We start from the raw sequence: 12751 nt of genomic DNA, 5'->3' as shown, positions 1-12751 counted from the left end.
GGTAGACACACCTGTACATTAACGTTCATTTATTTATATTTTGCCCAGGTGGTGGTCCCGATAGTTATCGGGAGGTAGACACACCTGTACATTAACGTTCATTTATTTATATTTTGCCCAGGTGGTGGAATTGGTAGACACACCAGCTTGAGGGGCTGGCGGTCGCAAGGCTGTGCAAGTTCGAGTCTTGTCCTGGGCACCATTATCCTGATGTCAAATTGCAGATGTCGATATAAAATGTTAAATGTATTAAAATAACTACTATTATATTTAATATTCAACATCATCAATTTGACATATTTATTATTGCCCGGATGGCGGAATTGGTAGACGCGCTAGTTTCAGGGACTAGTATTCGTAAGGATGTGCAGGTTCGAGTCCTGTTTCGGGCACAATATTTTTATATCTATGGCTATAAAAACACTTAAAATCTGTTTCGTTTTTTTTATTCTTATTCCATCATTTTTTTCCTGTACTCCTCAGAAAAATTATATTTATTTACAGGATAAAGGAAACAATTCAGGAACAGTTTCAGATAAGAATATTTCATTTGTATACAAAATAAAACCTAAAGATGTTTTATATATTAAAACAGTACCTATTGATGAAGAATCATCTCTATCATTAAATGCAAACACACAAACAAATGCATATTCAACAGAATTAGGTGCATATCTAAACAGTTTTAGTGTAAATGATTCAGGCTTTGTAGAATTGCCAATGATAGGAAAAATAAATGTAAAAGGATTAACTATTGAAGAAAGTCAAAAGGTTATTCAAGAAAAAGTAGATTACTATTTAAAAAATTCTTTGGTTATTGTTAAATTGCTGAATTTTAATATTACTATTTTGGGTGAAGTGAATAAACCCGGCACTTTCAAGGTATACAATACTCAATTAAATATTCTTGAAGCCATAGGTCTTGCAGGCGATTTAACAATGAATGGCAACAGAAAGCAAATTTCCTTAATAAGGCAGAATAATCCCGAAAAAGTAATTCCTATTGATATTACCGATAAAAACTTATTGCAATCAGAATATTTTTATTTATTACCGAATGATGTAATATATGTAAAGCCCAGGGCAAACGCATCTAAATTAATACAAATACTATGAAGTTCAACTGTTTATAAAAATACATAATTCAAATATTTTTAATTTTTGATTAAATTTTTAAAAATGATTTCAGTGTTTTCAATGGTTGTAGAAGCTAAAATTTAGATGCGTTTGCCCTGATGTAAAGCCTAACCGTTCGAAATTCTTCGGCACTAACCCTTTCCCATTTGCAACAGTACTTTCATCAATTACTACTTTGATTCTGATTTTAAACTTTCTTAGTAAATAATTTTTATATTTCAAATAAAACTCTGAAATGAAAGAGACCCATTTTGAAGAAATTTCATTACCCGAAAACGAGCAAGAAAATCCCTTTGATTTTAAGGCTGAATTTTTTAAAGTTTTAGAGACTGTTTAAAATTCATTTATTGATTTTATTTTTAAAAGAGTTTTTCCAAAAATATATTTTACAAAAAAAATATATTTTTGGTTAACCAATGGGCGAAACAGGGTCTTATCCCGTCCTGAAATTTTAGGAAGACTTTATTCATGCGGGTTTAAAATAATTAATGAAGAAACTATTGACAACCTATACTATTTCGTTGTAAAAAAAACGAAAGAACCTTTCTTCGATTTTTATCCTACATATGGACCTCTTATAAAAATAAGAAGGATTGGGAAAAACGGGAAAGTAATCAGGGTATATAAATTCCGCACTATGCATCCTTATTCTGAATACATTCAGGAATATATTTATGAAGAAAATAAACTTGATGAAGGCGGAAAATTCAAAAACGATTTCCGTGTTACAACATTAGGAAAAATAATGCGAAAATTATGGATTGATGAATTACCTATGATTTATAATATTCTAAAGGGAGATTTAAAACTATTTGGAGTAAGACCTTTAAGCAACCAATACTTCTCATTATACCCGGAAGAATTCAGAAAAATACGCATCCAATATAAGCCCGGGTTAATTCCTCCTTTTTACAAAGACATGCCTAAAACGCTTGATGAAATAATTGCTTCAGAAAAAGAATACCTTAGACAATACGATAAACATCCTTTGACTACAGATTGCAAATACTTCTTTCATGCATTTTATAATATTATTTTTAAAAGAGCCCGCAGTAAATAGACGATTTCATTTTACCTGAATAAATTTCTATACCATAAATTTTATATATTTTTGCCACATATTGAATGTTGATGTTGCTTTAATTACTTATGAAATTTATAACCAGCCTTCTACTCTGCCTTGCTGCAATTAACTTCTGTTTTTGTCAAACTGATACTGTTTATAAAGAAACAAAAGAATACACATGTACTTTTAAGTATTCAGAAACTTCAACAAATTCTAATAAAAACACCAATTATATCATTGAAGAAATTTCCAAAAGCATCCCAAAAATTTTAGAATATACACAAGTTTCATTTACATACATTGATAAATTATCAATAACGAATATTCCTAAATCAAACAAAAAAGAAATTAAAAATTATAAAATTTCTTTTCAGATTGTTCCCGAAAAACCCACTGGCGATATACTCTACAAAACTTTTGATATATCTGACGTCCTTCTTCCAGGTAAAATTGAAATAGAATATTCCGCTAATGAAAAAGGAATATTGAAACCTTTTAAAAATTCAACAGAGTGTATAAAGAACAGTACTAACAAAACTTTTATAATTTCACAAGTATATATTGATTCAATCCCTTTTGAAATCCCTCAAATAAAAATTGAAAAAATAAATTTTACTTACAACGACTCTGACCTTTACCATTTCAAGATAAAAACTCAACTGATAAAAGATTATTACAACTCTGAATTTTCAATATCAGCAGCAAAAGAAAAATTATCGGAAATCAATCTCACTTACATCGACCTTGTTAAAGTTTACGATATAAAGCTGAAAGAGATTGAGAAAACAATGACGGAAATTTATAATAAAGATTTTATTGCAAAACTCGGGTTATACTCCCACGACCCTATTGATTTTATTAATAAATTCAGCACATTGAATGTTAAGGTAAAAACCCTGCGAAGCAAAATAAATGAAATGCTGTCGACTCTCGATGTGGTTAATTATAATAAAGCTATCGAATGCTTATCTAAAAACGATACAACAAATGCTTTAAATTATTTAAAAAAAAGCGCTATTGCAAATCCGTATTACTCACCTGCATTTCTTTTAATGGCACGGATTCTCTACTTAAAAAATGAGCTGACTGAATCAGGTAAAAATTTAATTAATATCACCACCAGGCTGAATCCTAATCAGGAAATCCTTAAACAGGTCATTAAACTTGCCGACAGTCTTGATAAACGCTTTATCGCCAGAGGAGAGTCATCTATTCTTGCTGAAGATTATCATGCTGCACTTAATATACTAAATGATGCAAAAAACTTTTGTTCAAATATAAAAGTCATCAATTGTCCTGAAAGCCTTCAGAAAAGCATAGCTAAAGCAAAGTACGGAATTTACAAATCATTTCTTATCGTTTCAAAAAAAGCTGTTGATACCGACAATCTTGATATAGCCGAAATATATATTACCAATGCAAAAGATTTTCAGGACACGAATTCATCCGATATAATTTCATCATCAGAAGCCGATAATCTTCTTTCGCAGTTAATAACAGGACTTACTACACACAGCATATCACTGAATTCAAAATCACTTTACGATAGCGCTTATGTTATCTTGCAAGACATTTCTAATCTTTGTTACAAATACAAAAACAATGCTTGCGATAATAAATACAAGGCTGTTATGACTGTTACCAAACAGGGAATATACAAATCGTTTATAAAAAAAGCTAAAGATTACATAAAATACAACGACCCTGTAAAAGCTGAAGAAACTATTGTTCTGGCAAAAAAATATCAACAAGAAAACCCTGCCGATATTCCTTCTGCAATTGCCGCTGATTCGCTTACCGGACAACTTAAAGAAAAATATTACATGAAATATATTTCTGATGGAATCTCTTATTTGAAATTACAAAACGGAATTAGCGCTTTACATAGTTTTGGCATGGCCAAAGACATCGAAAGAAATTATATCGTAAAACCGGATACCCTGCTCGACTCATTGCTGCACGCTTCGGCAAAACCTTATATCAGCAATTTTATTCAAAAAGGCAATATGCATACCTGGGGGAATGAACCCGGTAAAGCAAAGGAAATGGCCGACACGGTAAAGGTGATGATGAAAATGTATAACCTGGAAAATGATTCAATCATTAATCTTTCATTTGCTGATCTGGAAACAAAAATATCTGCTTTATATTGCAAACAGGCTAATGAAAAATATAATGAATCATGTACAACAGCAAAGCAAAAAATTTCGTTGAATAATTATGCTGAAGCTTATGATTATTATCAAAAAGCTATTGCTGTCACTCAATCAAATTCAAGATGTAAAATATCCGATACCGATGCCAAATCAGGTATTACAAAATATCAGGAAGCTGCAAAATATCAGAAACTGCGCAATCAATCCGATTCTGCAGTCCGGTTGAAATTATATAACTTTGCCATTGACAAATATTACGAAGCCGAAAAGTTAGCTGCATCATTAAATATGGAACAATATGGCTTATCACATATTCCTTTTGAAAAGTACATTATTTCGCAAAACGAATCATACATTCTTAATGCTGCAAAATATTTTTCAGGAAAAAATAATTCAGAAAAAACATTTTCATTATTAAATATTTTAGCGAACCGGAATTTCAGCGATAGTACTGTATTTCTTTGCCAGGAGCAGTTAGCCAGGATGCTTAGTAAAACGGATTATTACAGCAATCCAAATCAAAAGCCGGCAGAACTGATTAAAAAATATACATCCAATAATAAATGGTTTCTCACATTCCGGAAAACATACATCTTGTGCTGGAAAGAATACAAAAAGAAAAAATAATTTGCTTTTGAAATACTGATTTATTAATATTGTTTAAGAAACTAAAATTTTTCATAAAGTAACTTGCATGAAAAATACCATCGAAGAATATCTAGATTATTCCATTGAAGACGGGCCACTAAAAGTGCAGAATGTTTTAGTAATGCATGGGGCAAACTATTTCAGTGCAGGTCCTATTGTTAAATTCAGAATCAACCTGGGTGAATATAATGAAGTATTCACAAACCTTATTCCTAACTTTCCCGGAAACCTTGAAAAAAAATTGCCCTCATTAATCAAACATCATTGTTCTGTTGGGCAGGAAGGCGGATTTCTATTAAGAGTAAATGAAGGAACATTACTAGGTCATGTTATCGAACATGTTTCTATTGAACTGCAAATCATGGCTGGAATGGATGTGGGATATGGGAAAACCCGCAGCACACTTGAAGAAGGAGTATATAATATTATTTTCCGTTATGTTGATGAAGTGGCCGGTGTATATGCAGGCAAAGCGGCAGTAAATCTCATCAATTCATTACTCACCGGAAAAGAATTCAATGTTCAGCCAATAGTAGATGCATTAATTGATATACGTGAAAAAAGACTACTTGGTCCCAGCACACAAGCCATAGTGAACGAAGCAGAGATAAGAAAAATTCCAACACTACGATTAGATGCATATAATCTTGTTCAACTTGGAACAGGAAAATATCATAAACGTGTGCGTGCTACCATTACATCAGATACTAACCTGATAGCTGTTGAAACCGCCGATAATAAATATCTCACAAACCTCATGCTTTCGGATGCAGGGATCCCGGTTCCTGAAACCATCCGCACAGATAAAACCGATGATGCTGTTTTATTTTTTGAAAGGCTTCAAAAACCTGTAGTGATAAAACCTTGCGAAGGCTACTTAGGAAAAAACCTCGCAGTAAACTTAACCAATAAAAATAAAATAATTTCTGCTTTCCAAAGTGCACAGCAATTAGATAAAAATGTTTTAATACAACCCTTCATTGAAGGAAAATCATACAGACTATTGGTTATCGGCAATAAGTTTATTGCTGCTTCCGAACTTACACCACCTTTTATTATTGGTAATGGAACAACGACTATTAAAAAGCTTATTGCTGAAATGAATGCTAATCCTGAAAGACAGACCGGTGATAAAGGTAAACTTTCAATAGTTGTACTTGATGAAATTACAGAAAATTTGATAGCAGAAAAAGGATATAATCATGAAACCATTCTTCCGCAGGGAGAACAATTATTTCTAAAAATATCTGGAAACATGAGATTGGGCGGCTCGGCAAAAGATGTTACTGACATCGTCCACCCATTTAATATTTTTCTTGCAGAACGCGCAGCACAGGTTATAGGGCTGAATGTTGCCGGTGTTGATTTCATCACAAAAGATATTTCATCACCTATCAATGAAAACGAAGGCGTGATCATTGAAGTGAATGCCGCTCCCGACTTTCGTATGCATATGAACCCTACATCCGGTACACCTCGCAATGTAGCGTCAAATCTTATTGATATCCTTTTTCCTGAAAAAGCAAAAACAAGAGTCCCTGTTTTTTCAGTAACCGGAACAGCAGGAAAAACAATAATGGTAACACTATTGAATTACTGTCTCAAACGCGAAGGTTATACAATAGGCATGACCACTTCCGATGGTTTATATATTGGTGAAAAATGCCTGATGAAAGGAGATATGACATATCCCGAACATGTGAAACTTGTACTTAAAGATCCAACTATTGATTGTGCCATTCTTGAAACTTCGCGCGAAGGAATATTAAGAAAAGGACTGGGATATAAATTTGCTGATTTTGGAATTGTGCTGAACATGTACGACGATCATGTTGGCGCTGATGATATAAAATACGTTGAAGACTTAGCTTATGCCAAATCAGTTGTTGCAGAAGAAGTATATGAAACGGGTTACACCATTTTAAATGCCGACAGCTCTCTTGTTCTTGAAATGCGCAACCGTCTGTTTAGTAAAAGCATTTTATTTTCAAAGTATAACGATAACAAAGAACTGCTTGCACATGTATTAAAAGGAGAAATGGCTGTATATATTTCTGATGGGATAATTTTTATTTCAAAAAATTCAATAACATATCCAATTGCCGCGTTACATGAAATTCCTCTTACATTCAACGAAAAAGCAAGATTAACTTATGACCAGATATTAGCAACTGTTGCTACTCTTGCAGCACATGGTATTGCTAATGAAAAAATAAAACAATATTTATGCGAATTCATTCCTTCTTTTGACACCATCCCCGGAAGGCTGAATTTTATTGATGTAAATAATTTTAAAGTATTACTCGACAATGCCCATAACTACGATAACTTTAAAGGTATTAAAGAATTTTTAAGTTATTTCCGTGAAAATAAAATTGGCGTTATTAGCGCTGCCGGTAATCGCAGCGATGAAGAGATTATGAAATTGGGCATTCTTGCTTCCGAAACATACAATGATTTGATTTTGTATGAAGACCCTGATAAACGAGGACGTGAAGACGGTCAAATTTCTTCATTATTAAAAAAAGGTGCGCTGCAAAATAATTTCCCTGAAGATAAAATTCACATTTCCGCTTCACCACAGGAAGCATTGCTATCAGGATTAAACAAAGGTAATGAAAACACTATTGTTGTCATTCTTTCCTCAACTCCTTTTACAACTTATAAGGAAATAAAAAACTTTTCCTCGATGAATAAATAATTTTTCTGTTTATTTCATGCTTGTTATTGCTGTGCTTGAAAATATGAATGGGAAAATTATTTTTTTTATTTCAATATTAATGTGATTATTACCGATTGTCAACAAAAATCTATAGAATGAAAATAGTTTATTAACTAAAATATGTTAGTATTTAACTATAAAAAAAGTTTTATTCATGTTTCAACAAATTACATTTGTGTAATGCTTTTAAGAACCATTATTATACCTCGGCTGAATGAATTTGCAAAATAATGCAAAATCATTCGCTCAGCCTGCCTTGCCGTCAGGCAGGTATTACTGAATCTAAACGACTTTAACTTTGCAAATTCGTCAAGATCCAGTATAAATAATTATCTTTTTGGCAGATGGGTTGGTTTAAAAAAATAAAAAAAAAGGAACCTATGCATTTTATAGAATACCCAAATAACACCAGTTCTCCACAAAAAGGACATATTGTTTTAATTGGTGGAGCTGAAGATAAAAAAAACGATAAGCAAATATTAAAGCGGGTTATTGGAATCAATAATGCTAAAACTGCTGTTATTATTCCTACTGCATCAAATTATCCAGCTGGTCTTGCTGAAGATTATTTTTATGCATTCCGCGACCTTGGTGTAGAGAACAATTTTATTTTCGACATTCGCGAACGCTCCGAAACCGATAAGCCGGAATACCTGGAAAAAATAGAACAGGCCGATCTTATTTTCTTTACCGGTGGCGACCAGTTTAAACTAGTTAGCACTTTGATCGACACACAACTTTTTCAAAAAATAGTAAGTAAAAATCTAAGGGGTGCAACTATTGCCGGAACAAGTGCTGGCGCTGCTGCCGCCTGCGACCCTATTTTATTTGATGGTGACTATAATGGACTTCAGAAAGGTACCATCAGGCATTTCAAAGGTTTTGGATTTATAAAAAATATTACTATCGATACACACTTCGTAAGCAGAGGAAGATTAGGAAGACTCACGCAATTCCTTACATCAGGACAAAGTACAAAAGGAATAGGTATAGGTGAAAATACTTCCATTATTATTTCGCCTGATAATACATTTGAAGTCGTAGGTGCTGAAATGGTTACTGTTGTTAATACCGAAAATGTCAGCTATTCGAACTTTGACGAAATAAAAGAAAACGATCCTATCGTGATTAATGACATACGTATTGGATTTCTACAAAGCGGAAGCTTTTTCGATTTAAATGATTGGAAAGTTCTTCCTACTAATAATTTTAGCAATAATAAGCCTGAAAAAGTAAGGCTATACAGCTAAGCGCTTGTTAAAATCTTTTGCTCTTATCATTTTTAAAAAGGTTTAAAAAGTATTAACTTTGCACGCTTTTTAAAAAAATCACTCTCTAAAAATTATATCAATGGAAAATTTTAACGATTTCGATGTACGGAAATTCTATGTCTATAACGGACCTAATTACTACCTGAATAAAAAAGCTTTGGTATTTAATATTTTTCTTGAACCTGATGGACCCGAAGTAAGTTATTACAAAAACACTGTTTACAAAGAATTCCCAAATATTGAAAAAAGAAATCCTTCCACAGTCATTGATCTTTTTGCTGCTACTCTTATCCAGGTTTTAAAAATGGACATCGACCTTTTCATCAACGAATACTCAATTAGCGAAGATGGCGAGGATTATGTTGTCGCCACTGAATTTTTAGATGAAGCAATTACCGAAGATGCTATCCTTCTTATCAGCGGATGGTTCAAAGCAATGAATGAAAACCTTGAATTTAATTTCCACGATGAGTTTGTGAAATTACAATCCTCTTTTGATAAAACCATACTTGGTGGACCAACTATCTATTCTCTTGTTGAAGCTGGATTAAAAAGGAATATCCCGGTTTTCTTTTTATATGAAGAAAATCAATTTCAATGGGGATATGGGAAAAAACAATTACGCGGACGTTCTACTACTTTCCACACCGATGGAATAAAAGATACCGAATTCACTATGTATAAAGATATGGTTGGCGATTTTCTTATCATGTGTGGCTTCCCTACTCCTATCGGCAGAAATTGTTTCAGTGTTGAAGAAGCAGTTAAAGAAGCATTGCAATTAGGTTTTCCTGTTGTTGTAAAACCAGTTGCCGGACACAAAGGACAAGGTGTTACAACTAACATTGAATCGGAAGAAGCCGTTAGAAAAGCATTCAACCTCATTATCGCTGCTGCTGAAGCCAGTGGAGATAAATTTGACGGAATCATTGTGCAACAACAAATTTACGGAACCGATCACCGTTTGTTGGCAGTGGAAGGAAAATTTGCTGCTGCCCTGCAGCGTGTGCCTGCATATGTTGATGGCGACGGAAAAAATGACATACAGCAACTCATCAATGTTGACAATGCAAAAGAAGTCCGCCTTGATAATGCTCGTTCTCCTTTATGCAAAATAAAAATTGATGACGATCTTAAAGATTATCTTTCATTGCAGGGACTGTCATTATCATCTGTTCCTAAAAAAGGGGAAAGAATATTTCTGCGCCGTGTTGCCAATATTTCTGCAGGTGGTGTATCAATAAATGTTACCGAAAATATTCATCCTAAAAATATTGAAATGGTTGAATCCATTGCAAAATTTTTCAAAGTAAAATGTTTGGGTATTGATGTTTTAGCACAGGATATATCAAAACCATGGACCGATGGCAATTTCGGAATCATTGAAATAAATGCAGGACCGGGAGTTTTCATGCACCTTGCTCCTGCAATAGGCGGCTCTATTGATGTTCCCGGCCTTGTAATGACCTCTCATTTCACAAGACCGGAAAACTCAAGAATACCTATCATCGCAGGAAATAACATTTCAAAGGAATTTGCCGATACTATTTTTCAGTTATTGAAAATTCACAAACCCGATATTTGTTTTGCAAGCCTTGTTCCTGAAGGAGTTTTCTTCAACGGAAATTATTTTTATAAAAATGAACAGCATGATCAGAATGTAAAAATAATTCTTCGTTTCCCAGAAACTGAATTTGCAATTTTCAATCACGATAAACATAATATTTACGATTATGGTTTCTTCCATGAAGGTGCCGACATTGTAATCCTTGATAACCCTAATTATGCTGAAGCATCATTAAAAAACCTTTTGCTTCCAAACACGGTTTTAATAGAAATTACAGACCACCAGCTGGAAATAAAAATCAATGATGAAGTAAAATCAAGCATTGCATTTTATAACGATATTGATAAAGAAAACCTGGTACTCGATGCTATTAAGCCTTTACTAAAAGATTTGATTTATAAATACGAATAAATTATTTTATGAATTATGCAGATAGTGTTAAGTTAAGTCTTGTATTTCACAGAATGTCATATTGAGTTTATCGAAATGTGAACATTCTGTAAGCGGTTCATCCTTCGATTTACTCAGGATGACCGTCATTTCAAAATTAGCTTAACACTAGTTGATCATTCCATCGATTGTCATGCATAAAAAATGAAGGTATCTTTATCATTAACATGATTCATTGTTTTCTTTAAATGGCAAATATTTTTAACAGCTCAATAATTTTATTTTATATCTTAGTTTCATTATTTAACAAAAACAAAAAACATGATGATTCTATTAAAAAAATGCGAAGTCTACGCTCCTGAATTTCTAGGAAGAAAAGACGTTTTAATATCCGGTTCAAAAATTATTTCAATTGATGACGATATACAGCTTCCCGACAGCAAATGGCTACAAAATATAAATTGTGACGGATTGAAACTGGTTCCCGGGTTCATTGACGGTCATGTACATATTGCCGGTGCCGGTGGCGAAGGTGGTCCTTCAACCCGTACACCTGAATTGCAACTTAGTCAATTGATCGAAGCCGGAATCACTACGGTAATAGGATGTTTGGGAACTGACGGAATTACAAGGTCTGTGGAATCGGTTTTAATGAAAGCAAAAAGCCTAAGAGCCGAAGGTGTTTCTTGCTGGATATATACCGGCGCCTATCAGGTCCCTACTCCCACTATCACAGGCGATGTAGGAAAAGATATAGCATTGATCGAAGAAATAATTGGAGTTGGAGAGATCGCAATCTCTGACCATCGCTCATCATGCCCTAATACAGATGAACTAATGAAACTCACCGAACACGCAAGAGTTGGCGGGATGCTTGGAGGTAAAGCCGGAATTGTGAATATTCATCTTGGCGATGCATACAACCCCTTTCAACCCTTATATGATGTTACGGAAAAATGCATGTTAAAGCTTACACAATTTTATCCCACACATTGCAACCGCAATGACTATACCCTGGAAGACGCAAAAGAATATGGGAAAAAAGGAGGCTATGTAGATATCACGACAAGCTCTTATCCTTATTTTCCTGAATATGAAGTAAAGCCTTCAAAAGCAGTATTAGAACTTATAAATGCAGGCGTACCTTTGGAAAACATAACATTTACAAGTGATGCGTGCGGCTCTCTTCCTGGTTTTGATGAAAAAGGAAATCTTATAAAACTTGAAACTGGCTTACCCTGCGCTAATTTCCGCGAATTGATGGACATGGTAAATAATGAAGGGCTTGATTTAGATAAAGCCTTAAAAGTAATTACTTCCAATCCGGCTGATATTTTGAAATTAAAAAGCAAAGGACACATAGTTGAAGGCAATGATGCTGATCTTATTCTTTTGAATGGTAATGAAATTTATTCAGTGATTGCAATGGGGCAATTCATGATGAAAGAACGAAAGATCCTAAAAAAAGGCAGTTACGAAAAATAAAAAAAAATTATAAAATGCCCTAAGAAAATAGGGCATTTTTATTTTAACTATAATTTAACAATTTTATTAAAATAAGTTTTGAAAAATATTGAGCTGTAACCACGTTCAAGAATTTTATATGATTAATAATTAAAAGAAATAAATAATTGTTTTATCGATAAATAATTAACTTTCGTATTAGTTATAATTTTCATTTAAAAAATCTATATTATCTAAATTTTATATTTATCATTATATTCTAAGTATATACACCTACAGGGCAAACGCATTATAAATATTAACTGTCCATAGTTGATAAAATGCACACAT

7 protein-coding genes and 2 tRNA genes are annotated in these 12751 nt (G+C 33.2%); all 9 read left to right on the top strand.

The genetic code is table 11. The features are described from left to right. Positions 1 to 115 precede the first annotated feature (115 nt). The 9 genes from PKK00_13235 to iadA all read left to right on the top strand — a co-directional run bounded on the left by PKK00_13235 (position 116) and on the right by iadA (position 12442). A tRNA-Leu gene (locus PKK00_13235) sits at positions 116 to 202 on the top strand. Positions 203 to 308: 106 nt separating this feature from the next. Then, positions 309 to 392, top strand: a tRNA-Leu gene (locus tag PKK00_13230). A gap of 16 nt (positions 393 to 408) precedes the next feature. Next, positions 409 to 1116, top strand: coding sequence for a polysaccharide biosynthesis/export family protein (locus tag PKK00_13225; GenBank protein ID HNW99364.1), 708 nt, complete (start codon positions 409 to 411; stop codon positions 1114 to 1116). A 613-nt stretch (positions 1117 to 1729) separates the two neighbouring features. After that, complete coding sequence (locus tag PKK00_13220) at positions 1730 to 2197, top strand: sugar transferase (protein ID HNW99363.1); 468 nt, start codon at positions 1730 to 1732, stop codon at positions 2195 to 2197. Between the two features lie 89 nt (positions 2198 to 2286). Continuing rightward, entirely contained in the window at positions 2287 to 4986 is a 2700-nt protein-coding gene (locus tag PKK00_13215; GenBank protein HNW99362.1) for a hypothetical protein, read from the top strand. A 67-nt stretch (positions 4987 to 5053) separates the two neighbouring features. Continuing rightward, positions 5054 to 7708: a cyanophycin synthetase gene (gene cphA, locus PKK00_13210; GenBank protein ID HNW99361.1), complete on the top strand. Its 2655-nt coding sequence runs from the start codon at positions 5054 to 5056 to the stop codon at positions 7706 to 7708. Positions 7709 to 8109: 401 nt separating this feature from the next. Continuing rightward, entirely contained in the window at positions 8110 to 8979 is an 870-nt protein-coding gene (locus PKK00_13205) for a cyanophycinase (GenBank protein ID HNW99360.1), read from the top strand. Between the two features lie 100 nt (positions 8980 to 9079). Beyond that, positions 9080 to 10978 (top strand): acetate--CoA ligase family protein, encoded by a 1899-nt coding sequence (locus tag PKK00_13200; GenBank protein ID HNW99359.1) that lies wholly within the window; start codon positions 9080 to 9082, stop codon positions 10976 to 10978. A gap of 300 nt (positions 10979 to 11278) precedes the next feature. Next, positions 11279 to 12442 (top strand): beta-aspartyl-peptidase, encoded by a 1164-nt coding sequence (gene iadA / locus PKK00_13195; protein ID HNW99358.1) that lies wholly within the window; start codon positions 11279 to 11281, stop codon positions 12440 to 12442. The last annotated feature ends 309 nt before the right edge of the window (positions 12443 to 12751 follow it).

The organism is Bacteroidales bacterium (assembly GCA_035353855.1).
GTDB lineage: Bacteria > Bacteroidota > Bacteroidia > Bacteroidales > CG2-30-32-10 > DAOQAK01.
Note: the sequence above shows the minus strand (reverse complement) of the source record. Positions and strands in the feature narration are given on the sequence as shown.